The 25,920-nt window shown below is 49.1% G+C and carries 18 protein-coding genes and 1 pseudogene; 2 read left to right on the forward strand and 17 right to left on the reverse strand.

What is annotated here, in order from left to right; translation table 11 throughout:
* Nucleotides 1-143: 143 nt before the first annotated feature.
* The 3 genes from IAE55_RS23910 to IAE55_RS23920 form a co-directional block, all read right to left on the reverse strand.
* Nucleotides 144-1,157, reverse strand: coding sequence for a DUF3231 family protein (locus IAE55_RS23910; RefSeq protein ID WP_200634086.1), 1,014 nt, complete (start codon nt 1,155-1,157; stop codon nt 144-146).
* Between the two features lie 300 nt (nt 1,158-1,457).
* Nucleotides 1,458-2,681: an RNA polymerase sigma factor gene (locus IAE55_RS23915; RefSeq protein ID WP_200634087.1), complete on the reverse strand. Its 1,224-nt coding sequence runs from the start codon at nt 2,679-2,681 to the stop codon at nt 1,458-1,460.
* An 8-nt stretch (nt 2,682-2,689) separates the two neighbouring features.
* Nucleotides 2,690-3,037: a YciI family protein gene (locus tag IAE55_RS23920; RefSeq protein WP_200634088.1), complete on the reverse strand. Its 348-nt coding sequence runs from the start codon at nt 3,035-3,037 to the stop codon at nt 2,690-2,692.
* Between the two features lie 385 nt (nt 3,038-3,422).
* Between IAE55_RS23920 and IAE55_RS23925 the strand changes: the two are divergent.
* Nucleotides 3,423-3,970, forward strand: a pseudogene (locus IAE55_RS23925) (DUF4062 domain-containing protein).
* 97 nt (nt 3,971-4,067) lie between these two features.
* Here IAE55_RS23925 and IAE55_RS23930 read toward each other — a convergent pair.
* The 9 genes from IAE55_RS23930 to IAE55_RS23970 all read right to left on the reverse strand — a co-directional run bounded on the left by IAE55_RS23930 (nt 4,068) and on the right by IAE55_RS23970 (nt 19,105).
* Nucleotides 4,068-4,847 carry a class B sortase gene (locus IAE55_RS23930; protein ID WP_200634089.1) on the reverse strand — a complete coding sequence of 260 codons (780 nt, stop codon included), beginning with the start codon at nt 4,845-4,847 and terminating at the stop codon, nt 4,068-4,070.
* 19 nt (nt 4,848-4,866) lie between these two features.
* A complete protein-coding gene (locus IAE55_RS23935) occupies nt 4,867-11,085 on the reverse strand; it encodes a DUF7601 domain-containing protein (protein ID WP_234489816.1) in 6,219 nt (2,072 codons plus the stop codon).
* Between the two features lie 478 nt (nt 11,086-11,563).
* Nucleotides 11,564-13,687: a bifunctional metallophosphatase/5'-nucleotidase gene (locus tag IAE55_RS23940; RefSeq protein ID WP_200634090.1), complete on the reverse strand. Its 2,124-nt coding sequence runs from the start codon at nt 13,685-13,687 to the stop codon at nt 11,564-11,566.
* Nucleotides 13,688-14,144: 457 nt separating this feature from the next.
* Nucleotides 14,145-14,381, reverse strand: coding sequence for an SDR family oxidoreductase (locus tag IAE55_RS23945; RefSeq protein ID WP_200634091.1), 237 nt, complete (start codon nt 14,379-14,381; stop codon nt 14,145-14,147).
* 136 nt (nt 14,382-14,517) lie between these two features.
* A complete protein-coding gene (locus tag IAE55_RS23950) occupies nt 14,518-15,387 on the reverse strand; it encodes a deoxyribonuclease IV (protein WP_200634092.1) in 870 nt (289 codons plus the stop codon).
* A 446-nt stretch (nt 15,388-15,833) separates the two neighbouring features.
* Entirely contained in the window at nt 15,834-16,316 is a 483-nt protein-coding gene (locus IAE55_RS23955; RefSeq protein WP_200634093.1) for a DUF2975 domain-containing protein, read from the reverse strand.
* A 658-nt stretch (nt 16,317-16,974) separates the two neighbouring features.
* Nucleotides 16,975-17,454, reverse strand: a complete 480-nt coding sequence (gene rlmH / locus IAE55_RS23960; protein WP_200634094.1) for a 23S rRNA (pseudouridine(1915)-N(3))-methyltransferase RlmH — start codon at nt 17,452-17,454, stop codon at nt 16,975-16,977.
* Between the two features lie 118 nt (nt 17,455-17,572).
* The gene (locus tag IAE55_RS23965; protein ID WP_094597789.1) at nt 17,573-17,740 is read right to left on the reverse strand and encodes a CxxH/CxxC protein; all 168 of its coding nucleotides are present in this window, start codon (nt 17,738-17,740) and stop codon (nt 17,573-17,575) included.
* Nucleotides 17,741-17,851: 111 nt separating this feature from the next.
* Entirely contained in the window at nt 17,852-19,105 is a 1,254-nt protein-coding gene (locus IAE55_RS23970; protein WP_200634095.1) for a S1C family serine protease, read from the reverse strand.
* Between the two features lie 704 nt (nt 19,106-19,809).
* On the opposite strand from IAE55_RS23970, the gene IAE55_RS23975 reads away from it, so the two are divergent.
* A complete protein-coding gene (locus IAE55_RS23975) occupies nt 19,810-20,016 on the forward strand; it encodes a hypothetical protein (protein WP_105445384.1) in 207 nt (68 codons plus the stop codon).
* Here the strand turns inward: IAE55_RS23975 and IAE55_RS23980 are convergent.
* The 5 genes from IAE55_RS23980 to yycF form a co-directional block, all read right to left on the reverse strand.
* The gene (locus tag IAE55_RS23980) at nt 19,985-20,791 is read right to left on the reverse strand and encodes an MBL fold metallo-hydrolase (protein WP_145948223.1); all 807 of its coding nucleotides are present in this window, start codon (nt 20,789-20,791) and stop codon (nt 19,985-19,987) included. The two genes, IAE55_RS23975 and IAE55_RS23980, sit on opposite strands and share 32 nt — an antisense overlap.
* The gene (gene yycI, locus IAE55_RS23985) at nt 20,791-21,594 is read right to left on the reverse strand and encodes a two-component system regulatory protein YycI (RefSeq protein ID WP_076172427.1); all 804 of its coding nucleotides are present in this window, start codon (nt 21,592-21,594) and stop codon (nt 20,791-20,793) included. Before yycI ends, IAE55_RS23980 begins: the two co-directional genes overlap by 1 nt.
* A 274-nt stretch (nt 21,595-21,868) precedes the next feature.
* A complete protein-coding gene (locus tag IAE55_RS23990) occupies nt 21,869-23,155 on the reverse strand; it encodes a YycH family regulatory protein (protein WP_200634096.1) in 1,287 nt (428 codons plus the stop codon).
* Nucleotides 23,152-24,990 carry a cell wall metabolism sensor histidine kinase WalK gene (gene walK, locus IAE55_RS23995; RefSeq protein WP_145162308.1) on the reverse strand — a complete coding sequence of 613 codons (1,839 nt, stop codon included), beginning with the start codon at nt 24,988-24,990 and terminating at the stop codon, nt 23,152-23,154. Before walK ends, IAE55_RS23990 begins: the two co-directional genes overlap by 4 nt.
* On the reverse strand, nt 24,991-25,725 hold the full coding sequence (yycF, locus tag IAE55_RS24000) for a response regulator YycF (protein WP_145162305.1): 735 nt from the start codon (nt 25,723-25,725) through the stop codon (nt 24,991-24,993). It lies immediately after the preceding gene.
* Nucleotides 25,726-25,920 lie beyond the last annotated feature (195 nt).

A 25,920-nucleotide genomic window follows, 5' to 3' on the forward strand; every position in this document is an offset into this window, starting at 1 on the left:
CATTTTCGCCGTACTTAGGGTACGGATCACCGGGCTGTTTGTAACCGCAAGCTTAAAGGCCATCCTGTAAAGGATGGCCCTTCCTATACCTATAGCTCACTCGATTCAACTTTGGTGCCCAAAACTGCTTCTAGAATCAGCTTTTAATGTCCCGCTTGTAACTCATCTCGGTCTATAGCTTCTGGAGGTTGCTCCAGCCAGCCATGGTCAATCATAATATTGGCACCATCTTCTACATATAACGATACTTCCAACTGACATTTTGCAAATAAGGCGGCTACATCTTTTCTTGCACTAAGTGATGCACCATTGGCGTATTCCCTGATCTTCATGGCAAACATATCAATTTTATGATAAACCATCAGTTTGTCTGAGAAAGGGGACTCTGTTGATGGTCTGACCAAATGATCAATGAGCGAAGGAGATGGCAAACCGTCTTTGGACAATTTATTCGACATCAGATCAATATGTTTTTGGTTAAGATTCTTTCCGCGTTCTAAATATTGTCTGACTTTTTCACTTTTTGCCACCTGGACAAAGCCAGTAATAATGGCTTTACTTGTGATGTCGTTGTTCATGTTACCGTATAAATGGGCAATTTCCAAGCCTTGCAGCGGTCTCCCGTTTCCAAAAAATACATTTAAAAAACTCTGTTTGGTAATAAAATCAACTCCTTCGGGAGGAGGAATGACAGGTGGATTTATTGATGCATTTTTGGAAAGCAAAACATCATTGACCCGAACCATTAATTGGCTCGTATCATGAAGGGTCTTGACAAAAAAATCCCGGATATCTTTCCTCGTTACTAAGGGTATAGCCACGCTATAAATACTCATCCCGGCTTTGCCCAGATACTGTAAGTAATGAAGATAAAAGTCATCTTCATACAGCCGGGGTGCTTCCAGATTTACGTCGTCCTTCGTAAACCCGACCGGTATGGGAAAGGCCGCTTGTTTAAAAATGGCTTCGATATCCTGTATATAATCTTCACATAACCCCTGGGCAAATTGTAAAATCCCTTTAATTTCTTTATCGTTCACATGCTGGAGATAATAACTAAGCACGCATTTTCCCATCGTATTTCCAACATACGTTGCCCAAAGTTTTCCCATCTCCGCTGCCGTTAATTGTGATTGATCTGTTTTCACAAAACTCATTCCTTTTATGGTCTATTGGGAACCCATGCCTAGGATATCCAGCGACCAGCTTCGAAATACACTAAAAGTGCACCTTAAATTAAGCATGGTTCCCTAATTCAAGTCCTTCCACTGATACGGAAGAGGGACAAGTTGTCCAAAGGGAAACAAATTCCATGTAAATCAAGAATTCTATAAAACATTTACCGTTACTTATGGTACGGGTTCAGCTTAACGGGCCTATTGGCGGAAAATTGAGAAAGGGGCTGGCACGCCAGCCCCTTTCTTCCTCGGGTAGTTTATTTTATTCCGGTATGTGCTTTATATCTCAGCATCTTGGCGATTTAGAAATTGCCGAATCGATATATCTGTGCTTAGCCCAATGGCACGGCTATAAGCCAAGTGGGCATCTTCCTTCCGCTGCATCTGTTTGTATAAATGGCCGGCAAGTGCCCAATAGGGCTGATAGCTTACCACTTCTGCAGATGGAATGGCTTCTAGAAGCGCAATGCCGCGTTCCGATCCATAAGCCTCCGCCACTGCAGCGGCTCGGCCGACTAATGCGCCCAGTGTGGGAGATATACGAGTGAGGCCCTCGTATAATTGAGCAATCGCATCCCACTCTGTTTGCCCAGTCCATAAACGCTGTGCATGCACGGATTGGATCGCGGCCATGAGTTGAAAGCGTCCGATTTCACCGGCTTGCGAGGCGATATGCAGATAACGCTCCGCCTCCAAGATCATGCCTTTCTCCCATCGAGCACAGTCCTGCTGCGAGAGGGGAATATAGTTCCCCTCTTCATCATGCCGAGCCCCAACTCGCGCTTCACAGTGCAGCATAAGCGCCAACAGGCCATTAACCTCCGGTTCGCGGGGGTTGAACTGGAGAAGCAGCCTTCCCAGATAGATCGATTCCTCTGCCAATCTCCTGTGAGGCGAATCGGCACTGGCTGCTTCGTCCCACCCGCTCCCGTGAGCAGCGTAAATAGCCTCCAGAACGGAGTCGAGACGATTCGGGATTTCTTCAGCATCGGGCAATTCAAATGTGATGCGTTCGGTACGCATTTTGGCCTTTACCCGCGTCAGACGCTGGCTCATGGTGGATGGTTTGACGATAAATGCAGATGCAATTCGGGCTGCATCGATTCCAAGCACCGTCTGCAGCATAAGCGGTGTACGCATCGCAGGGTCAATGGCCGGATGAGTACAAAGAAACATCATCCGCAGTCGTTCGTCCGGAAAACCAGTGTTTGACGATGCGAGCCGTTGTGTATCCTCTGACATGGCAATGAGTGTCGGCAGCGCACTTTCGGAAACGCGGGTACGGCGTGCACGGTCGATAAGCCGCCTACGGGCGGCGGTAACCAGCCATGCCTCAGGCTTATCCGGAATGCCGATCTTCGGCCAAGTTTCTAACGCAGCGACAAAAGCGTCTTCGATCGCATCCTCAACCGCCTGCAGGTCCCGCCAATTTACAGCTAAATAGGAGAGTAATCGGCCGTAAGCGTTACGAGCTGTTTGTTCAATAACTTGATGAGCTTCCATAGAGATGATTACTTCAGCGCGGGAAGGTTTTGTCTGACCTCCACCGTATCGACAGGACCTCGAGCAGCCCACTCTAATGCAGTGTCCAGATCCGGAACATCAATCACGAATATTCCGCCGAGCTGCTCTTTCGTCTCGGGAAACGGTCCGTCCTGAACCGCCATTTCACCGCCGCGCCGTTTCATCGTTGCAGCTGTCTCAGGAGCATGAAGCCCCGAACCAAACACCACGATTCCAGACTGTCGTAAAGCATTCACGTAATGCGTCCAGCCTGCCAGATACTCTTGTTGCCGGGCTGGATCCATTCTTGCCGCAAAATCTTCCTGACTCTCGTAAAACATTAGGGTGTAACTCATACAAAAATTCCTCCCTGTAAAACCGTATTGGAATTGGGTTGCACTATAATGTCGTGTGGGCTGCTCCGATTTCTACATTACAAGAAAAATGTTTATATAAAAAGCTGGAGTCATTTGTGATGCACTCCTGGGAAACCGAACGAAACCCCAAGCCACACAAAAAGTGCGCAGTGAATACAAAAGCCCGTAAATGTAAGCCATATGCCCTGGCCAATTTTGACATATCAAGTGAGCGAATGTTAGATTCTAAATAGATTGAAATAAAGTCTGCGCTGAACCTCCTGTTATAACGGCCCAATACGGCCTATTTCATTCATTTCTATAATTCATTCTATATTTTTCACGAATTCTTTAATTTAGGTGGGCTTATGAGAAAAAACTACAAATTTACATATCGTCTACTTACTATGATCTGATTGAGGAAAGACATACCGCTGTGGAAGCCATACTTCAAGCCGGCCATATCCCTGCTGGAATCGAGCAATTTTTCAAGGAAAGCCAATGAACATTAGGAAGAGATGGATCGATGAGTCCGATGTATATATCCTGATTCTCGGAGGATTCTATGGTTTGACGCTTCCTGATGAATCCAAAAGCTATACGCATTGGGAGTATGAGTATGCCGGAGAAGCGGGCAAACCCAGATTTGCTTTTGTTGTTACAGATGAAGCATTAAGACAACAGCCATACGACTTTACAGCGATTGAATACTATCAGGAGTTTCAAGAGTTTAAGCAAACGGTCATGGAACAAGTCCCGATCTATTATGTTGAGGATGTACGGCACATTAAAATGGTACTTCGTGATCAATTGCCGGGGTATGCAGCAAGAGACGATTTGCATGGTTGGGTTTCCGGTAAGGATATCCCGGACGTTCAAAAGCTTTTGGAAGAGAATGCAAGATTAAAGGCGGAGTTGGAGAAAAAGAAATGAAAGAGGGGCTGGAACATCCAGCCCCGAATGCTAAAAAATCACGTCCTCCAAAGGGAGAACGCGATATCAAGCAGCTTGACTCCGTATTTCTACATCGTCATTCAATCTTTCGGGCGACCACCGCTAGTCGGCCGTTTTCGGTTGAGTATTCGCAAGTGGACAGTACAACAAGCTTGTCGCCATACCGGGCAGTTACGCCCGTATCATAAAGAGCGAGTTTCATGATGTTCTGTACATACGAATCGAACTCGGCGGGGGTACTTACATTTTCAATCTGGTAGTATTTAAAAACGTCGTCCGATTTGCGATAAACTTGCGACAGAATGACGGCTACAATTTCGTACTTTTCCTTTTCATAAAGCGTGCTGAACTGGAAAATAGCGTGCTCTTTATAAAAGTTTTCGTTCTTGTACTTCATTAAATCTTTAAACATCCAGCCGCTTTTCATGTGATGTCCATGAATCAGCAAAATACCCGAACCATTGGCCCGGCTATGCGCATCCAAAAAGGGGAGGCCGCCTTTGTTTTCCTTCTTATCGAAATCATGATTGAGATAGTACTCCGCATCCTGTGGATTCTGCATGACCGGGTACTCAATTCGGGTGCTGTCAATCTTCAGCCAGCCGACGATATCCGGATTCCTCTCGTAAAGCTCTCGAAATTCGGGAAGCATGACCGGCTTGTCCGCCTTATTGGACAAAAGGGAGGGGATTGCATCCCCTCCGCCTTTGCCAGACCCATCCTCCCTAACTTTTGTCAGCTCTTTGATTTTCTGCTGTTCAGCGTAATCTCGAAGGAGAGTCTTCGCAATACTGAAGAGAGAAAATACTAACACAAGGAGGGAAACGGCGATAAGAATCTTTTTAGTTTTGCTCATTTTCTTACCGCCTTTCCGGTCACTGAATGTGCTTTTTCTTCTTGTTACCGATTAGGCAGAACCCGATCGTCATCAAGGACATCAGCGCTAAAGCCATATAAAGGATAGGCGATACGCTGTTGTCTCCGGTTTTCGGAGCATCGTCCAGTTCGTTGCCGACGTTGCCGGTTTCGTTGTTTCCATTGTCGGTTCCACTGTTACCGTTATCAGTTCCATTGTTACCGTTGTTGGTTCCGCCGTTTTCGTTATCGGTTCCGCTGTTGCCGTTACCTGTTCCGTTGTTGCCGTTGTCGGTTCCACTGTTGCCGTTACCGGTTCCGTTGTTACCGTTATCGGCTCCGCCGTTGCCGTTACCAGTTCCGCTGTTGTCGTTATCGGTTCCGCTGTTGCCGTTATCGGCTCCGCCGTTGCCGTTACCGGTTCCGTTGTTGCCGTTACCGGTTCCGTTGTTACCGTTGTTGGTTCCGCCGTTGCCGTTATCGGTTCCGCCATTGCCGTTACCGGTTCCGTTGTTGCCGTTGTCGCCCCCACTGTTACCGTTGTCGGAGCCGCCACCGGAACGGATCGGCTTCATTGGCACATCGTATTTGATAATGTCATAATCGACAGAAATCGTATCACTCCGATGCGTCTCATATCCGTCCTTCGTTACGATCAGATAGTAATCCGCGTCAGGAAACACCATGTATGCATAGAAGCCATTTGCGTCGCTATCTTGCTCGGGGCTCTTGTTGTTGTGCGGCGGGAAATTTGGAACCGGTGGAAGCGTTACTTTCGTATCCGGAGTGTGCCCGTTATCTCTATTCCGCTGCGTATCCGCATAATACAGTGTAACTTTGGCTCCATCAATTTTCTTGCCGTTGATAGCGTCTCCTGTCGTTTCATCATAAACCGTACCGTAAGGATCGACCAATTCCTCGGAAATATTCAGCTCTCCGTTTGCTTTCACGTCCAGCTGCGTCACCTTGAAGAGCAATTCCTGACCGTCCTCAGCTTCATAGCGAACTTCCATGGTGTACTTCTGCTCGGTTAGCCCTTCCACGGAGAAAGTGCCGTTTGAAGCCATCGGAAACGCCTTGGGACGACCGTTCTCTTGAATATAATTGCCGTCCTTGTCCTTCAAATAGATATACATCTGGCTGGTAAAAGAATCGTTGAATAGCTCTTTTGTTCCATCCAGCTGCTTGAACAGCACGATCCCTACCGCCGTAATGTCGGCCGGAACGGTCTCGTCTCTCACACTGCCGTCCACGTTTGCTTTTTGCGTGAACTCGACAGAGACATCTTTTCCGCCTACATGATACAGCTTCGTATAAGTGATCGTATAGTCCGTATCCGCTGCGGCCGGAATCGAATATTCACCCTTCTCATTCGTCCGAATCTTTTGCTGTTCATCGGTCTTCTTGTTCGTCACGATGATTTCCGCGTTCGGAATGACTTCGCCTGTATTGTTGTCGCGCAGCACGCCTTCCAGATATGGGCGGGTATTGACGAAGCGTGCTTCGGCCGCTTTCTTCTCCGGAATGGTGCCTGTACGAATGAAACTTTCAGGATCCGTCACATAGCCGTCTTCCGAATAATCATTCTGGATCACCTTATACTCGAGGCCCGTCGGAAGTTCATGCACAACGAGCGTCTGACCATCCGTAAGCTCGAAGGTGTCTCCACTCTTAATCATGACCTTGGTGCCATCCGGCTTCTCATAGGCGTAGGATTCGTCCGATCCCGCTCCTGTGAAGGTGATCGTGTACTTGAACAATTTTTTCTTGTCGTCGTCTTTGCCTTTAACCGTGTTGCTGATGAGCAGGTCGCCCTTTATGACTCGCACGTTTGTGAACGGGGCCTCTTTATCAGTACCTTGCATGACTCCAGTATAGTTTCGTTCCTCAGGAGTAGTCACGTAATCATTGGTTGTATAGTCCTTCTGAGTAACTGTGTATTTTAGATCTTTAGGCAGACCCACCATTTCCAGCGTCTCTCCATCCTTGAGTGTGAAGGATTCGCCGGACGTGATCGTACCTGTGCCACCATCCGACTTCTTGTAAGAGTAGCTTCCGTCCTTGCCTGCACCCTCAAAGCTAACGGTGTACTCGAACGCCTTCGTCTTGTCGCCGCCGTTGCCCATGACCGTATTGCTCACGGTCAGCTTGTTGACGGTTCGCTCATTGATGAAGTCCGCCTTGTGGTCGCCTTTATCCGCAATTTTGCCGGACAATTCTCTCTCCGGCTTAGTCGTGTAACCGTCAACGGTCGTATAATCCCCCTCGATAACGGTATAAACCAGACCTGCAGGCAATGCCGGCAGCGTCATAGTTTGCCCGTGCTTAAGGGTAATCTTGTCACCGCTTTTGATCGTGCCAGTCGTATTATCTGACTTTTTATAGGAGTACTCTCCGCCCTTACCCTCGCCTTCGAAGATTACGGTATACTCGAACTCTTTATTCGGATCGCTTCCGTTGCCTTCCACCTTATTGGTGATGGTTAGCTTGCCTTGGGCTGGCGTAGGTACGACCAGCGGATTATCCGAGGTTACTTTCACCCCGTCTACCCAGATGGGCTTCCCGGGCGTATTCCCTACGTACACCTGATACACATGGGTGATCGGCAGCCAGGTATTCAGATCAATATAGGTTTCCTTCAGCTCGTAATAACCTGGATCCGGGAACAGTAGATTGAGTTTTCCTCCGCTATCTGTTGTTCCCTTAGCGATTTGAGTTCCGCCGTCTTTCTTATAGAGCGTAAACTCTACGCCTTTTAGCGGATTGTTGTTAGGATCCACCTTTTTCAGGGGCAGAAGGGCATTGGAGCTTGAACTGCCCGCTACGTCCGAACTGTCCAGCGTGCTTTCACTTTTGGCACTAACAGATTTCAGCTTGTCATCGCCCATCAGCTTTACCTCATTGCCCATTTTGTCGCCAGCTTTCGCTTTAGAAGGGTCAACCTCGGTTTGGTACACAAACTGGTAAAGCTTATTAGGGTTGTTCATTTTGAATATGAGAACCGTGGTGCCTCCCTCGCCTGGTGCAGCTTCTACCTGAACTTCACAGTTCGGGTCGCTGAGGTCCAGTGCTGCGCCCTCTCTTTCCAGAGCACCGCTGGCAGTCAATTTAGCAGGATAAACTGCCATACTGGGCGCTGTAAGCACAAGCTTTCCGTTTTCTTCATAGCGCAGATTCATACCTGCACCTAGGGTATCCTGCAAATAAACACCCTGCTCCATGTTGAATGGCGGGGTATAGTTCACCGTCCATTCCAGCACACCTGGAACGGGCTTAGTTACCGTCTTGCCCAGGGTCTGAATAGGTACAATAACTTTGCGCTGTTCGGTGAGGACCTTCTCCACCCCGCCCCATGTCATATGAAGGTCGGCTTTGTTATAAAGCACCTGCTTGTTTGTGCCGTTGGTGGTGTATTCCTCCAAATATTTCTCTAGAGCTGCATTGGAAGGTCTTGCCTTTACTAAAATGACATAAGGACTTTCCAATTTAGAAAAGGTGAACGTTCCCTCGTTTTCATTATGAGAAAAACTTACTACATGAGCACTAGTGCCTGGTTCAATAAGTGCTTTGGCATCATTTTTAACACCATATTCTGTACCCGAACCATTGTCCGAATATCCTTTCCAAAGCTCAAAATCCTTACCTTCAGAAAACGGCACGAATTCCCAGCCTTCAGGCAGTGTGTCCACTAGCTTGATTTTGCTAATTACTCGATTACCGCCGTCCTTAGCCATCTCTTCTGTATTGTAACCCGGCATATTGACACCTAGACGGAAAGTGACCGTCTTGGTTGTGCGGTCATAGGCCGAAATGGTCCATGCTTCATTGCTATCGTTTCTAATATAGCTGCTAACATTATTTGGATTAACATTTTCAGGTGTACCATCTGCCTTTAATGGCTTCGACGCAAAGAGCATATCCTTGTTCAACATGCGCAGATGAAGATTAACAGAGTTTTGCGCTATTTTTACGGTTTCTCCATCAAACAGTAAGGACCGGTTCCATATTGTTTTTCCGGTCTCAATATTCTGCCTGAAGAGGACGTCTGGGTTAGTCTCAAGTGCACGGAAGCTGAAGGATGCAGCTCTATCGGTGTATCCGGTCACCTTGATCAAATCCGCCACCACATTACCGTTCACCTTTAAAGGAATAGCCTTCAAGGTTAAGCCGATTGCGCTCTTGAGAGTACCTTCGTCATATTGCTTCCAAAGCTGAGCAGTATTAACATTTGCTTTGATTTTTGCGATCGTTTCCGCGCTAACCTCTCCGGTTTCATCCTCAGCCTTGTCCAAAACATTCAAATCTCCGCCATGCACGAGTACATCATACACTACGGCATCCGGCAAAGCATATTGTGGCGTTAGATTGACAGTCCATGTGATGCCGCCGAGGTTGAAATCCTCCATCGAAATAGATCCACTCTTTGTGAAATCATGCGCACCGATCGTAACGATTGCCTCGTCAGTTACTGCGGCAGGTCTTATACCAGTTATCACATCATTGTTCTGAATACCGCCTGGTGTGTCCAAATTCCAGTTGGCACGTGGTTCTATTTTGAAGTTGGAACCGCTTGTTACCTTACTCTTAATCACTAGTTCCACTTTACCATTAATATCCCCAAAGGAATAAACGCTGTTATCATCTGGTGTAATTGGTTGTACCTCAGATGCAGTGCCATCCTCCCATGTCTGCCATGTGGCTGACTCAAACTTCAGCCCAGCAGGTAACACATTTGTGATGGTAAAGTTCTTTAAACCTTTTTTGTTATACTGGTTAACAGTGACTTTCCATGAAATGGTTTCATTCGGATGGTCATACGAGGCGCTGGCTTGAATCCAGTCTGGAGCAAAAGAAATCTCTTGACCTGCACTCACTAAAACAGTGTCATCGACCTCTTTTAATCTCACTAAGCCGTTCATGTCCCGATAGCTGCGCCCAAGATTCCCCGGTGGATTCTTGTATTCGTAATAGTAAGCTTCCTTTGGAATCCAAGTCTTAAACTCAACCTTTGGATCTATACCGGTACCCTTCGGGAAAATGTAGCTCAGTTTACCGTCAGCGTCGATATCCGGCTCTACCGCTATGTCGTTGACTTTGAAGGAGCCAGTCACATAGATACCACGGGCATTACCATTGCCAGTATTATAAGATGCAGGGTCCGTAAAAAACTTCTTCCCATCCAGCGGCAATTTGATTGTTTTATCAAACTGATCGAATGCAGATACGGTTGACTGCCAGGTAACCGCACCCTCAACAAATTGTGCGGGTTGAATTCCGCGATATCCATACTGATCCCACCTGATCATTCCGGGCGAGCTTAAAGTAATGCTATATGCTGCTGTAACATCTGGATTCTTTAACTCATACGCTCCCCCGAAAATCGAGATAGGCTTTGTATCGCCGTATTCAATTCCATTCAAATCCGAATTGGCGGTTGTTTCAAATCCGAAGCTAACCGCCTTTCCAATACCATTAAAAAAGCTGTCGTCACCATTAAATACAATCCTGATGCTATCCGGAGTGAAGGAGGCAATACCAAGCTGTTTCACACCCAATTCAGTTGTTGCCATCAAGGTTTTGGTAGCTGTCGGCAGCACCACTTCCTTGAAGTGGTCTTCTCTTTTTAGCTCAATCCAGTCACCCTTTTGTATGTATTTCTCAGGATCTGCATTAGTTGGATTTGGGTCATCACCATTCACTGGCAATTTTAGACCTTCAGATTTCAGCGTAAACTGCTGCCGGCCCTGAATCGTACCGCCTGGGGCAATGTCAGTTCCTTGCGTCACCTTCAGCGGAAAGGTTGAATTAGCCTCCATGAACACCGCCGTTTTATCCGTCGGAACTGCCGCCATAACTACGGAATTGATCGGCGTCTCAGTTACTGACGGCGGTTCTTCCACGCTAGGTGGTTGATCCGTGCCCGACGGCTCGTCCACGCTCGGCGGTTGGTCCGTGCCCGACGGTTCCTCCACGCTCGGCGGTTGATCCGTGCCCGACGGTTCCTCCACGCTCGGCGAGCCAGATTCACTAACTACTTCCGTTCCGGAATTGCTTGGCGCACTCTCCGCAAATGCGGCAGCAGAGAACACCACCGTCTGCAGGACTAGCATAATTGCCAAGCAGAAAGAGAGTATTGCTTTACCTATGCTGCGTTTTCGTTTCAAGACACTTTTGTCCTCCATTCCCAAAACTACCGAAAATTTTAGCGACTGTGAGATCATCAGTTCAATAACGTTCAAATGAATAGATATCTTCTATTTGCTCGATCCCAGCAGCCCTTTGCATCATCTAATCTTGCAGGCTTCCTCCTTTCCCCTCCTCCACAGATACTGATAGGCCTGTTGGTACATGTAGTTGTGCTCTCTTCTCTTCCTGTTATCTGAGTTTCGCTGTGATCTATCATCACGAAATCTCTTCAGGTGTAGTGCATCAACATATGACCAGCCCATTTAGTTCTGTCTAATTTTGGAGAATAAAGTCGACATGCGATGATTATACTCATTCCTTCTGAATAATTACTGAATATTAACAGAGTACGGATAAGGTGTTAGTCACGTAAGCATGAAAAAACACATCCTCAATTGGGATATAGCATTCTTCTAAATAAACCTACCTCTCCATGAAATGAGAGACTAATTGAGGTTCATCAATAGAAGAAGACTTTTACCAAAGGGATGTGTTTTTCTGTCTTAATATAAGCTATGAATCACTTCTACATTATGAAGCTTTTGCCGCGACAGCCTTTTGAATTAACGCTTTAGCATCGCTATTAGAAAGACCTTGTTTAGGTTGAAGCGTTTTTTTATCCGCTGCACTTAGAATACCTTTATCAATCAGAGTGGCCATAGATTTAATCGCGTAGGCAGAAACGGTTTTGCCATCTTCAAAACCTGCAATGATCGCAGCAGCGTTTTTATCAGAAACAGGATTGTTCAACAATTTAGCAAGAATGGTAGCCGCTTCTTCACGAGTGATGTCACGATCCGGATTGAAGTTACCGCCATAGCCTTGAATAAATCCGGCATGAGCAGCTTCAGCGATGGCATCTGCATAGGCAGCGTCAGCAGCAACATCCTTGAATGCAGGTGCTGTAGCTACTTCGTTTAGCTTCAACATGTCTACTAAAGCACTCACAAATTCAGCACGAGAAATGACATCTGTGGTTACAGGTGTTTCCGGTTGTTCTGTAGATGCACCCAGGTTGGTAATGCGTCCTTCTGTTTTAGCCTGAATAGCGCCACCTTTAAATTTATCTACAATGTACTGATAGAATACATCTAGATCGATCGGACCGGCTAAGGATGATTTAGCATCCACCAGCACTTTATAGTTATCTCCGCCTGCTGCCATAAAGTTGTTAACTACAGCCGTATATGTTTTTCCAGGATCAATCGGTGTACCATCTTCAAGAGTGAGACTAGTCACACGTTCTGCAACTGGCTTGCTGAAATCTGCCGTATACTTTAAGCCAGAGATTTGTAGTGTTTTGGTGTTCGGTGTACCGTCCGCGTTTGTACCCCATTGCTGCTGCAGCAAGGTTTGAATTTGTGCACCAGTCAGCTCCAGTTTCACCAAAGTATTGCCAAAAGGTTGGATTTTAGCAAGATCAGCAAAGGTCACGTCGCCTTGCGGCAGATCCGCACGAATCCCACCAGGATTCATAAATGCAAAGTCAGCAGCGCTGGCTTTATCACCAAAATCTGCTTGACGCATTGCATCTGCAATGAGGTTTCCAAGAGGCGCTTCGTTATTATAAGCATCTGTACGAGTGACTGAACCATCTGTCGTACCTACTGGCTTCGTTAGCTCAGGATGCTTGTCTAGTGATTTTTTAATAATAGCTAAAGATTCAGGGTCTTCTTTGACACCGTCTTGAAAAGTCGTTGTAACTGCAGCTGATTTTTCGGTTACGTCTCCAGTCGTAGGGTCAATCATCAGCTTAATATCTTCAAATGCCGTACCATAAGAATAAGCCTGAACGATCAATTTTCCATTCACTTCACCGTTAGCTAAAGCATGATTGTCACCTGCAACGATAACGTCAACAGGGGAATCGGCAGGCAAAGCTTTGGCCAAATCAGCTGCTTCTCCAGTGGTTACTCCTTCTTTGGTTGTTGCTGGATCATGTGCCAGAACGATGATCGTTTCTACACCTTGATCTTGTAATTCTTTTGCATATTTATTAACGGCTGCAACTTCTTCTTCTGCGCTTAAGAAACGCACGCCTGCTGTACCCGCTGGGGATACTTTAGAAGGTGTCGCTTTCGTCACTAATCCGATAAATCCGATTTTGACTCCGCCCAATTCTTTAACCACATATGGCTTAATCAATGGTTTGCCAGTGGAAGTTTCAATGACGTTTGCATTTACATAATCAAATTTGGCGCCAGCATGGGTTACCTTGCCTTCTTTTGGATCCAAACCACCAAAGATTTGTGCTTTTAATGCAGCGATACCTTGGTCGAATTCATGATTGCCCAAAGAACCTACATCAAAGCCCATCATATTCATCCATTCCATCGTAGGCTCATCACGATCCAAAGATGAGACGGGGGCGGATGCTCCAACAGAGTCTCCATTATGGAAGAGCAGGGAGTTTTCATATTTGGCTTGAGCTTCTTTTAAATATGTTGCTAGAATTGGAGCTGTTCCTACCTTTTTGTCACTAACTATCGATGTGGTGTCCAACTGACCGTGCAGGTCATTGATTCCAATCAAATGTACTTCGACATCGTTGCCTGCAGCAGAGACAGAACCTACTGCGCCAAACATTTGGGAAAGTAATAGAGCAGTCGTAGCCACACGAATGGTGCTTTTACCCAGAACTTTTTTCCATGACATGAGTTATAAAACCCCTCTCCAATTTCTGATCCGGAGATATTTTAACATAAATCAAATCATGGAAGTTGTAGAATATATCAAATCTGTGTAAAAAATTTTGGGAGATTGGTAGAGAAGGAAACATGCCTATATCTGGCCCAACACCAAAGTTAGTGCTTGCTTGAGTTTCGATTTATTCTGGTCGAAATTTCGTACCAAATTGGAAAAATATACGCCAAGGTGTTGTGATCTTTCATTCGTCATATTTCCCTTCCCACTTCAGAGATAAGGACTTCTCCGCTCCTACCAATCAGGTTCATCTACTCCTTTTAGAACCGGGTCAAAGCCAATCCCGTGTGAATCCAATATCTCATAGTCGTGGCCAGCCTCAGCAAGACCTTGAACGAAACGAGCCTTTGATCTCCACAAGGCCCGGCCATCGCTTTAACATCAAATTCTATTAATTTTGTTGCCTTTCTTAAAGATGATCTCCTACGGTGGCATCGATAAATTTCCCCGTGACCCATCTCGCTTCCTCAGATGCTACGAAGATAACTACATCAGCAACGTCTTTAGCGATGCCAATTCTTCCGAAAACAGACGCTGAAGCTGCTGCAGCATTAGCTTCTGAGTTGGCGAGCCAATCCTTGTTCATATCAGTATCCGTAACTCCCGGCCTTGCATATTGTAACGAACCCATTCCGACATCTGACATAACTCCTTCCCAACCGTCTTTTAATATATATGAGGCTAGCAGGGATAAGACGATTGGATGTGGAAGAACCAGAGAATCTGCAGTTCACAGGTTGGCGATTTTATGGCGCAGTAGTGATTATGTTTTGGCATCCTCATTACTTTTCTATTGGTTCTGTTAATTCTCTTCTCAGTAAAGCAATTTCATGTTTATACGGAGGGTTTTTGTATTTAATAGGCCCTATAGATGGTGTTTCAAGCAGTTTGGGGAGATTAGAAAGTTGAGGATGGTGAACAATGTAGTCCAAGGTAAGCAGACCTATAAATCCATGTCCGATATTCTCGTGTCGATCTTTTCGGGAGCCGCGTTCGTTCTTGGAATCATTTATGTGAAGCACCTTTAACCGATTGAGCCCAATGATGCGATCGAATTGATCGAGCACGCCGTCAAAGTCATGGACAATATCGTAACCGGCATCATGAACGTGGCAAGTGTCCAGGCAAATTGAAAGACTCTCATTGTAAGTTACTCCCTCTATAATGCGAGCCAATTCCTCAAAGCGAACGCCACATTCCGTCCCTTTACCGGCCATCGTCTCTAACGAGATTTGCACCTTTTCATTCCGGGTAAGAACTTCATTAAGCCCCTTAATAATCCTGTTAAGCCCTTGGCCTATTCCTTCTCCAACGTGTGATCCAGGATGCATAACAATCTGTTCCGAACCCAATGCTTCCGTCCGATCCATTTCATCGCGCATAAAGGCAATGCTATGACTGAATACTTGATTGTTCATGGAATTTGCCAAATTGACTAGGAAAGGAGCGTGAACAACAATATTGCTGATTCCATGCTCTTTCATATGCGAATGCCCCTCTGAAATCTTGTAATCAGAGATCGGTTTTCTTTTCGTATTTTGTGGAGCGCCGGTGTAAATCAGGAATGTATTCGCTCCATAAGAAGCAGCCTCTTTGCTGGCTTTAAGCAACATCTCCTTGCCGCCCATGGATACGTGACTTCCGATTAGCATGTACTATCCCTCCGAATTCCGTATTTCGTCAAACTGAATATTTTCAGCGTTTACGGGAAGAAAAGATGTTATACATCAAGCAATAAGCAACTGACAAACTGAAACGACAACTTTCGACCCTAATCCAAAACAGCCTATCCGGCTCTCCCCCTGACTTTCACCCTACTTATGGCGGTTCAGCGTATCATCTACAGAGCGAGATCGAAAGGCAGCCGCTTGTGTGCCTTATTCGGAAAGATTCATATTGATTCACACCCGAAGAAGCTCACGTTAGACGACAAGAATCACGTCGGCAGCGTCGAGCTAGCCTTCGACGAGAAAACATTCTGACACCCCTTGAATCCTTTCTTAGTGCACTTGAAAGTAATATTCCTACTGAGTAACTCGAATGAAAATAATATATTCAAATTATATTTCGCCCTACTTATCTTGTATATTTCAAAATGTTAATTGTTTTTAGGCTGTGAATCCAAGACATACTTTATAGGCTTTTGAAGTACGTCCACAATGGCTGCGATGATACTTGTTGCCAAAATGCCCATTAGACCTAGAGATATTGGACCTGCTGCATCATCACCTGTGAATTGTGCACGCACCCTTAAATAAACTATTGCTAACAAAATGAAAAAAATGACAGTAAAAGTGCATTTCTTTATTACCTCCAAAGATTGAAGAGATAACTCAGAGAATGCATTTTTCTTTTCGATGTAGTTTAAAAGTTTAAATACTTGATACAACGCCACAGAAAACGTAATACATATTCCATATGCACATATCAAAAGTGGATATAGCGAATAATCACCCGGACGCTCTATCGCATCTCTTCTGGCTGCTTCAGGCAAAAAAACTATACCCACGGCAAGCACTGCAATTCCAATCAGAAAAATTATTACCTTTAAGAAAGTGCTAGAACCTCGTTTAACATTCATTTTTAAACACCTCATTTATTTACTGACAATACGACTTTAACATAAAATATATCGTTTTGCGATAAATTAATATTGTTTTTTATTATATTATTATTGTTGTTGAAATATCCTTTTAATTTTAAACAAAATAAAAAGCATTCCTCATTACAAAGAAATGCTCTTACTTTAAAATATCAAATTTACAACTGCTTCAACAAAAAAATACCAGGTAAATTAATAATATCCATGCTTTATGCTCTGCTGTGTGCAAGACAAATTTGGTAAGAGCGGATGAAGCTGAAGCCTTCGTCTTCAAGAGAATTGAACAGATTACATCCAATCCAGATCTCTTAGAGAAATTGTAGGCAATGTAAACGGTAAAATTAGAACAGAAAAGTTGGTCTCATTGGAAGTTGAAAAGAAAAAGCTAATCCAGTAGAAGAAGGATAGGGAGTATGAACTCAACAGACCAACTATAAAAGAGGTTTCTTTTGAGCAGGTGCATCAAGTCTTAACAGGCTTCTCAACCTTCATTATGACGGTTGAGCCAGTGAAACAGAAGGACTTGCTTCACTCCATAATAAACAACATCACCGTAAACTCTGGTGATAATCTCGATCAGAGAAGCGCCAAGGACATTGAATTGTCTTTGACGCTTCAATTAACGACGACTTTGTGCTTATTTATGGTACGGTTCCCCCCGATTGATCTTCACCGCACGATAAATCTGCTCCACCAGCACCAGCCGCATCAGCTGGTGCGGCAGGGTCATGCGCCCGAAGCTCAAGCGCTGCTGAGCGCGGCGCAGCACCTGATCGGAGAGCCCGTGGCTCCCTCCGATCACGAACACGACATGGCTCGTCCCGTAGGTGCCGAGCCGGTCGATCTCGGCGGCCAGCTCTTCCGAGCTCCAGAGCTGGCCGCCAATGGCGAGCGCGATCACATGCGCGCTCTCTTTAATGTGCGCGAGGATGCGTTCGCCCTCGCGCTCCTTCACGATCGACACCTCGGCATCGCTCAAGGTGTCGGGGGCCTTCTCGTCCGCGACCTCCACCATCTGAAATTTGATGTAAGGCGTCAACCGCTTGGCGTATTCCTGGATGCCCTGCACCAGATACTTCTCTTTTAGCTTGCCGACGCCGATAATTTGAATCAGCATGAATACCCCTCCACCTATCTTTTTACCCTATCTATTCCCTGAAAGTAAAAAAGAGCGTGTCTCCACGCTCTCCTCATCGCTATTCATCTCTTCATAGCATTTCCTGCTAACCCTGCGGCTACACGACCAGGAACTTGGCCGGCTGATCGCAGTGCGCGCACTGCACGGGCGGGTCCCAATCGGAGAACTCCGTCTCCTTCAGGTCCACGATATCCGGCGCATCCTCGTATTCGTCGACGAACATATCGATCGCGAGCTCCACATGGTCTTTACAAACGACAAACATAAAATGGCATCCCCTTACAATTGCACACAATGTACGTATTTCTGGCTGGTCAATTCCGAAAACCTATGACTCTCATTATATCCGGTTTTGGGCCGGATCACACGTCCTATTTTAGGAATCCGGCTTGTCGGCGAGCTTGACGTCCACGGTCTCCTGCTGGCCTGCACGGTAAAAGGTGACCTTGAGCATGTCGCCGATCTTCACTTTGTCATACAGGTACTTCTTCAGCTCCAGCGTAGTTTTGATCGGGTCCCCGTTGAACTCCGTAATGACGTCGTTCAGCTTGAGCCCCGCATCCTTGGCAGGTCCGATAGCGTCCAGCACGACCACGCCGTCTTTCACGTCCGCCGGAAGCTTCAGCTCCTTGCGCTGGTCTTCATCCAGCGGGGCGTACGGATTGTTCAGGTCCACGGTGTACACGCCCAGGTAAGGACGTGAGATTTTGCCGTATCTCATCAGCTCATCCACTGTCTTCATCACCTGATCGACGGGGATGGCAAAGCCCAGGCCTTCCACACCGGCATCGGAAATCTTCATCGTGTTGATGCCGATCACTTTGCCGTTCAGATCAACCAGCGCGCCGCCGCTGTTGCCTTCATTGATGGCCGCGTCGGTCTGGATCACTTCCTGCTCCCAGTCGTACACGCCGTCCTGGTTCAGCGACACCGGCACGACCCGGTTGGTGTAGCTGATGATGCCGGACGTCAGCGTATCCCCGAGCCCGAGCGGGTTGCCGATGGCAAACACCGTCTCCCCTAGGCGCAGCTTCGTAGAATCGCCCATTTCCGCCACATCGGCAATGTTCTTGTCGTCCACCGACAAGACGGCGATATCCGTCACTTTATCGGTACCGACGAGCGTTGCCTTCTTCATGTCCCCGCCGACCGTCATCACTTCCAGATCCTGTGAGCCTTCAATGACGTGGTTATTGGTGATGACATAAGCTTTGCCGTTCTCCTTCTTGAAAATGACCCCTGATCCGAGCGCCGAATCCTCCAGGTCGGCCGTTCCCTTGTCCGCGTCCTTCGCATCTTTATAGTTCACGATGCTGACGACGGTCGGGCGGACTTTGGCCGCTGCCTGAACGAGCCGGTCGAACGGATCTCCGCTGCCGTCCAGCGGGGTTGAAGTAACCGCACTGACCGCCGCCGTCTCCCTTGTATGGGAAGGAAGGCCGGTGATGAGGCTGAACAGGAGCACCGCCACCACTGCACTGATAACGGAGCTGACCGTCGCCACGAACAGCGTGGACGTCCCCCGGCTGCGCCTGCTTCTGCCCCACACCCGCTGTGCGGGATATACTTTGCGAAGGCTTCGCCGTTTGGAAATTTTGGTCGAATAAAAATCGTCACGAAACAGCCCCATGTGATCCTCTCCCCTTTGTTGTAACGCATCCCGAAAATCTTGTGAGATTCATCCATACAGACGCCTTTGACGAGAAATGAAAAAATCTCCGTCACCAAAGGCCGATCTGTATAACTAATGACGTGGCGGCATGTTCTTATAAGCTTCTAATCGTTCAGGCTGCCTATACTATTAATAACTGCTTCCAGCTTACCAAGGTTGCACGAGGCAGACCCTTTATTTTTTACATCACCACATTGGGCTGAATCTAAGCATCAAATTTGAAGCGTCGAAGTCTCAGTCACTCACATTCGTATGTATGGAATTCGCCCACGTTGACTTCGGATTCTCTTTCTATATAGATTGAACTAAAGCTTTGCATTGAACTTCCTGCTATAACAGCCCAATGGGCGGCCTATAACATTCATTTCTTCAGCCTATTCTATACAGCACATGAGATTTATTTTCATAGAAACAGGAATGTTTCCGGCATATACAGACTAGAATAAAAGTAAAGCCTGATGAAACTATGAAAAAGGCGAAGCATGACCTGCTATGCTGCAGGCTGGACACCAGTCAAACCCGCTGTATGCAAGCCCTCGCGGACATTCATGCGGTATAGTTATTGTAACATAAGTGGAGCGGTTGCCCTAATCTTTTATCGCTTGCGTCATTGGTGGGTTATGGAATTGAAACGATGCTGAAAAACAAGGAGGAACGGACTCATGGAACGATTTCCGTCTTCGATGGACTATGTGAATATGATGGCCAAGCTGGGGGATTTAAAGGACGAGCACTACCGCAATACCCTTGCCTTAAGCACGATCATTGAACTGCTCATTGACAAGGGCATCCTCACCCGTGACGAGGTAGAGAGAAAAGCGGCGGAGCTCGACGCCTTTATGGCTCACTCACCTTATCCCACGGTGTAGGACGGTCGTAGTAGGTGTCGCACAGTTTAAATTCACTGTCTTTATAGAAGCATCCCCGGTCTTCCATCCCGGTACGCACGGTCATTTTGGCCAAATCCATCTGATTATGGTCCCGGCTTAAATGTGCCAGATACGTCCGCTTCAGGTCTCCCGTCAGCAGCTCGCTCATCGCCTCGCCTGCGGCATCGTTGGACAAGTGCCCAAGGTCGCCCAGAATGCGGCGCTTGGTGTTCCACGGATAACGGCCCATCCGCAGCATCTCAATATCGTGATTCGCCTCCAGCACGAGCACGTTCGAGCCGCTGATGGCCTGCTTCACCTTATCGCTCATATAGCCCAGGTCCGTCGCCACGCTCAGCTTCTCGTCCCCGTCGTAGAAGCAGTAGCCCACCGGCTCTGCCGCGTCATGCGATATTTGAAAAGACTCCACCCGCAGCGATCCGAAATCCCGCACTTCGCCGCTGTCCATCACGACACGGTTTTCCTCGGCGATTTTGCCGACGGACTTGTTGATCGCCTCCCATGTCTTCTCGTTGGCATAGATCGGCAGATCGTATTTGCGGGCCACGGCACCGAGCCCTTTAATATGGTCGGAATGCTCATGGGTGACAAGAATCCCGTCAAGTTCCTCTCCCGACAGCTCCCGCTGCTCCATCAGCTCGTCGATCCGCTTAGCGCTAAGCCCGGCATCGATCATCAGCGTCGTCTCTTCGTTTCTTACCACGGTTGCGTTCCCCGTCGATCCGCTCGACAGAACGGTAAAAGATATGCCCATCATCCCTGCTCCTTTCCCTCTTCATCCTTGGGGCTGTTCACGGTCACGTCACCGCTGATCCCCTGTACGTAATAAATTTCTCCGCTCTCCAGCGTGAACCGCCATGATGGCGCAGCCACCTGGCTCTCCGAGTTAAATACCTGGCCGTAATAGCCCAGCTGAATATCCTTTATGGACGAACCTTCCGGGATAAAAGCGTCCACCAACCGTTTTAGTGCCCCGGATGCCGGCAAAATCTTCTGCTCCTGCTCGTCCTCCATCGGGGCGATCTCCACCAGCGACTGGCGGTAGGACACGATTTTCTGCTCGCTGTAGTACAGCTCGAGCTGATCGTTGAACAGCGGCCATTTCCCGTCCACCAGCGTATGCATTACGAATCGGCCGGCGGCGCCGGCAACTTTCACCCGTTCCAGCTCCGCTTCCGTCATCTCCTGACTCGCCTGAGGATCATACCGGTAATTGCCGAACTCGGGAATCTGGTCACCCAAGGCGTCCACAAGGTCGGTACCCATAAAGATCAGCTTGCTCTCGACCGGCTTCTTCAGCGTGACCGGCTTGCCGATGCTTTCCCCGCTCACGTAGTGGTAGGAGATTTTGGGCAGCGCGGGCGTCATGCTCGGAATCGGGCACAGCAGCTGAATCGATTTTTCCTCCATCGCCTTCTGCGTGCTGTCCGCCAGGGAGGCAAAGTCCAGATTGGTATCCGCCTGTTCGCGCACGTCGGCCCACAGCTGGTAACCCAGCACCAGGTTCAGCAGCAAAAAAGCGTAGATCAGCACATTTTTGGCCCGTCCCCAATCCATCCCTTGCCCTCCTTTAACCGAAATTTGATCCCGCATGGTTCCCCATAGCTTCGGCTAACCCATCATTCCCAAGCTTCGACACGCGATCCATCCGATCGTTATGAAAATGGAGCTTTGCTCCTTCTAATCGACCTTTCATGCTAGATGCTGCATCCGTTATTGCCCCTAAATACAGCAGCAAGATATAGATTGGGAGGCAGAATTCCCTGCTACTCCCACCTTACGCCACTCTTTTCCATCGGTCAACCCGCATCATGCCAAGCCTGGCGTCCTTTTAGCGGATCACCGTCACGGCGCCGCTCTCCTGCTTCACCGCCCAGACCGGCGTCAGCTTCAGTCCCGTTCCGGTCTTGGTCAGCTCCGGCAAATACGCCGGATATAGATCCTCGATCGCCGAGTCCTTGTTGATCCGGCTCAGCTTCTCCTTGAGCTCGGCACCGCCCGGCAGCTTCACCATCGTCTTATGCTGCTCTCCGGATTTCATATAGATCAGGGAGCGCTCATAAGCCGACACGGTGCCCTGCTGCAGGTTCAACCGGATCGTGCCGTAATGGAAATTAAGCGTGTCCAGGATCGGATAGGCGCCGTAATACTGCTGGAACACGATTTGGCTGCGTTCCTCTCCGGTACCCGACTGACCGAGCCGGTAGGTTCCGTTCCAGCCGCCATGCTCGTTGACGAAGTCAACGGCGGCCAGCGCATCCTTCCCGTCGCTGCTCTCGCCCGCCGGCGGCGCGGCCGGATCGGTGTAGCTGATCCACTTCTGCTCCTGCCGCACCTGGAGGCTCCGCTTGCTGTCCGTATAAATCTCCGATCCGTCCTTTTCCTGGATGTAACGGGTAATGCCGGGGTCGAAGAAGAGGCTCTGCTGCATCTGTTCCACCGTATATACGCCGATATTGATTTCAGCCTCCACCATCTGGATGGACGACTGCGGCACATAATACTTGCCTCCCGCCTCCGAGGAGTAGGCCGTCCATTCCTTGCCAAAATCGACATGCTGCTGCACGTCCTGCACGGTCAAGTCAACTTTGCCGGCTTCATAGACGACATCGCCTTCCGTACTGAAGAACATCGCATGCGTCTTGGAATCGTTTGGCGATGTGTAAATCCAGATCCGGTTGATCCGCTCGGCTTCAAACAGCGAGTCCGGCGCGATCTGCATGACGCGCTGGAGCAGCGATACCGGGATCCCTGATCCGAAGGTCAGCTCGATCCCGGGATCCTCATTGCGGATCTTGTTCCAGTCCGTGTTCTCCACCGGACGGCGCTGGAAGCTCTCGAAGCTGCGTCCCTTCAGACGCGAGTAGATCAAGTTGTAGAACGTGGAGTTCGGGTAGAAGACCGTATGCTTGCCTTCTCCCATATGAATCTGCATTTTATCTGGATAAATCAGGTTCTCGGCGCTCTCCTCCGGTCCCATGTTGTCCGTCTTGATATAATTGTTTTCCGTTTTGGCGATCGAATCCCCGCCTGGCAGCCGGTAAATCAGGTAATAGCTCTGCACCAGGCTGCCGGCAACGAGCAGCGCCAGCAGGATCGATTTCATCTTCTCCTTCATGAGGCGCTCCCCCCTTCGTCACCCAGAGGCAGCGTAAACGTCACCTTCGTGCCCTGTCCCAGCTCCGACTGAAGGGAGATGGTGCCGCCGTGGGCGAGCACGATCTCGCGGGCGATGGACAGTCCGAGTCCGGTGCCGCCCATGTTGCGGGAACGGGCCTTGTCCACCCGGTAGAAGCGCTCGAAGATCCGGTCCAGGTCCTTCTTTGGAATGCCGATGCCGGAATCCTGCACCGAAATGGCGAGCAGACGGCCTTCGGTCAGCGCTGCTTCCATCGTGATGCTGCCGCCGGAAGGCGTATATTTGAGCGCATTGGATACGAGGTTGTCCAGCACCTGATCGATCTGGTCCCGGTCGAACGGCGCCTTCTGAACCCCTTCCTCCACGCGGACTTCCGCCAGAATGCCCTTCTGCTGCATTTGAAAAGAAAAGCGATCCGACACGTCCTCCAGCATTTCGAGCACATCGGTCGGCTGCTTGCGCAGCAGGGCCTCCTTGTTGTCCAGCCTGGACAGATGGAGCAGGTCCGTCACGAGCCGGATCATCCGCTCCGTTTCGTTCTGGATGACCCCGACAAACCGTGCCGCCAGCGGCGGATCGTCCAGCGCCCCGTCATCCAGCGCTTCGGTGTAGCTCTTGATCGTCGTGAGCGGTGTGCGCAGCTCATGCGACACGTTCGCCACGAACTCACGGCGTGACGCCTCGAGCTTCTCCTGCTCCGTTACGTCCTGCAGCACGGCGATCGTGCCCGTGATGCCGAATTCGCGGCGGTGAATCGGAGTAAAGGTCACGCGCACCATGTAATGGCGCGATTTCTCCTTCTCCTCTTCCGGACTGATCTGCAGCAGCATCGTCACGTACGTTCCTTCCGTGAACGTGTCCGCCTGCTCCGGCGTCAGTCCCAGCACTTGCGCGATATCGCTTCCCGCCAGCTCATCCTCGTCCACGCCCAGGATCGCCCCGGCGCGGCGGTTCATCAGGATGACCTTGCCGGCCTCGTCCGTGGCGATCACGCCGTCGCTCATGTTGGTCAGGATCGAAGCGAGCTTCTCTTTCTCCTCTTCGTTCTGGATCAGCGCTTCGCGCAGCCGCGAAGTCATATAGTTGAACGCCTCGCTGAGCTGGCCGATTTCATCGTTGCCGAATACGGGCATTTTCTGGTCGAAGCTGCCCTCGGCCACCGCGGTGGCGTGGTTGGTCATTTCCTTGATCGGGTGAGTGATCGTATGAGCCAGAATGACGCCGAGCACGCAGGTCATCCCCAGCGCCAGCAGAATCCCGGAAATAAAAATGTTGTTCACCCGGCCCATCGTATCGTACAGCTCCTTCATCGAAGCGACGATGTAGATGGCGCCGACGATTTTCCCGTTGTTCATGACCGGCTTCGCCACGACCTTCTTGCGCACATTGTCTTCATCGATGACGTATTCCTCGTTGTCCTTGATGCCCTGCAGCGCCCGGCTCACGACCGTCTGCGTGTTCTTCTTCCCGACATAGTCGGCATGCGAAGGGTAAGACGTGATCAGCACCTTGCCGCTGGCATCAAGCACCTGGATTTCCGCCCCGTTCAGATTGAACAGGTTGTTGACGATCGCCCCCAGGCTCTCCACCGGGTTATTCTCTCCCGTATCCCCGGTGCCGCCCAGCTTATCCGCCGCAAGCACCGACAGCAGCTCCGCCCGCTCCTGCAGGTCCTTCGTAAAGTTGCTGGTCAGGGAATTTTTCATCGCGCTGACAAAATACACCCCGATCAGCTGCATCGCGATCAGGATAAGCAGCACATAGATGATGATCAGCTTCGCCTGGATCGTGCGGAAAAAGGAGGGCCATTTCATTTACAGGCCCCCGTTTTTGGGACTTCGCATGACGTAGCCAAGCCCCCTCCGGGTAAGGATGTATTCCGGCTTGCTCGGATTCTCCTCAATTTTCTCGCGCAGACGCCGGATCGTCACATCGACGGTGCGGACATCGCCGAAGTATTCAAATCCCCATACCGCCTGCAGCAGATGCTCCCGTGTCATGACTTTGCCCGCATTTTTGGCCAAGTAATACAGCAGCTCGTACTCCCGGTGCGTCAGATCCAGCGCTTCGCCGTCCTTGTACACCAGATACATATCCGTATCGATAAACAGGCCGAACAGCTGCACGCCCTGCTTCGGCGTCTCCGCGGCAGGCGCGGCGGCCGCCTCCGTACCGCTCGGTTTGTTCTGGCGCCGCATCTGCGCCTTGACCCGGGCCAGCAGCTCGCGCGTGCTGAACGGCTTGGTGACATAGTCATCCGCCCCAAGCTCCAGCCCCAGCACCTTGTCGATCTCCTCGTCCTTGGCCGTCAGCATAATGATCGGCAGCTCCATCCCGGCGGCGCGCACCTCGCGGCACACGTCCATGCCATCCTTGCCGGGCAGCATCAGATCCAGCAGCATCAGGTCCGGCTGCGCAGACAAGGCCATTTCCACGGCGCTCACGCCGTCAAAGGTACAGATGACCTCGTATCCCTCTTTTTCCAAATTGAATTTCAAAATATCGGCAATCGGCTGTTCATCATCCACGACCAAAATGGTTCCCTGCATCGGCTGACCCCACCTCTTTTTCTCTCCGTACTTGTTGACACTGTCCTTTTTATTTTACCATACCTGGAAGCCTGTCACATCCCGCAGAGCCGCAGTTTTGACAGTAATCCTTTCCTTTTCATGAAAATTTCTTGCAAACCTCCGCCATCCCATTAAAAAAAGCACGGCCTCCCTCAGGAGACCATGCTTTGAATA

It is taken from the genome of Paenibacillus sp. S28, assembly GCF_016624415.1.
Taxonomy (GTDB): Bacteria; Bacillota; Bacilli; order Paenibacillales; family Paenibacillaceae; genus Paenibacillus_AQ; species Paenibacillus_AQ favisporus.

What these genes read in the sequence shown, in the direction of transcription:
- IAE55_RS23920 (WP_200634088.1), bottom strand. Translation starts at nt 3,037, where the DNA reads ATGAGTTACACCCTAATGTTTTACGAGAGTCAGGAAGATTTTGCGGCA.
- IAE55_RS23990 (WP_200634096.1), bottom strand. Translation starts at nt 23,155, where the DNA reads ATGAAGGAGAAGATGAAATCGATCCTGCTGGCGCTGCTCGTTGCCGGC.
- IAE55_RS23965 (WP_094597789.1), bottom strand. Translation starts at nt 17,740, where the DNA reads ATGTTTGTCGTTTGTAAAGACCATGTGGAGCTCGCGATCGATATGTTC.
- IAE55_RS23930 (WP_200634089.1), bottom strand. Translation starts at nt 4,847, where the DNA reads ATGAGCAAAACTAAAAAGATTCTTATCGCCGTTTCCCTCCTTGTGTTA.
- rlmH (WP_200634094.1), bottom strand. Translation starts at nt 17,454, where the DNA reads ATGCTGATTCAAATTATCGGCGTCGGCAAGCTAAAAGAGAAGTATCTG.
- IAE55_RS23940 (WP_200634090.1), bottom strand. Translation starts at nt 13,687, where the DNA reads ATGTCATGGAAAAAAGTTCTGGGTAAAAGCACCATTCGTGTGGCTACG.
- IAE55_RS23915 (WP_200634087.1), bottom strand. Translation starts at nt 2,681, where the DNA reads ATGGAAGCTCATCAAGTTATTGAACAAACAGCTCGTAACGCTTACGGC.
- IAE55_RS23910 (WP_200634086.1), bottom strand. Translation starts at nt 1,157, where the DNA reads ATGAGTTTTGTGAAAACAGATCAATCACAATTAACGGCAGCGGAGATG.
- IAE55_RS23950 (WP_200634092.1), bottom strand. Translation starts at nt 15,387, where the DNA reads ATGCTAATCGGAAGTCACGTATCCATGGGCGGCAAGGAGATGTTGCTT.
- IAE55_RS23975 (WP_105445384.1), top strand. Translation starts at nt 19,810, where the DNA reads ATGGAACGATTTCCGTCTTCGATGGACTATGTGAATATGATGGCCAAG.
- IAE55_RS23955 (WP_200634093.1), bottom strand. Translation starts at nt 16,316, where the DNA reads ATGAATGTTAAACGAGGTTCTAGCACTTTCTTAAAGGTAATAATTTTT.
- IAE55_RS23945 (WP_200634091.1), bottom strand. Translation starts at nt 14,381, where the DNA reads ATGTCAGATGTCGGAATGGGTTCGTTACAATATGCAAGGCCGGGAGTT.
- yycF (WP_145162305.1), bottom strand. Translation starts at nt 25,725, where the DNA reads ATGCAGGGAACCATTTTGGTCGTGGATGATGAACAGCCGATTGCCGAT.
- walK (WP_145162308.1), bottom strand. Translation starts at nt 24,990, where the DNA reads ATGAAATGGCCCTCCTTTTTCCGCACGATCCAGGCGAAGCTGATCATC.
- yycI (WP_076172427.1), bottom strand. Translation starts at nt 21,594, where the DNA reads ATGGATTGGGGACGGGCCAAAAATGTGCTGATCTACGCTTTTTTGCTG.
- IAE55_RS23980 (WP_145948223.1), bottom strand. Translation starts at nt 20,791, where the DNA reads ATGGGCATATCTTTTACCGTTCTGTCGAGCGGATCGACGGGGAACGCA.
- IAE55_RS23970 (WP_200634095.1), bottom strand. Translation starts at nt 19,105, where the DNA reads ATGGGGCTGTTTCGTGACGATTTTTATTCGACCAAAATTTCCAAACGG.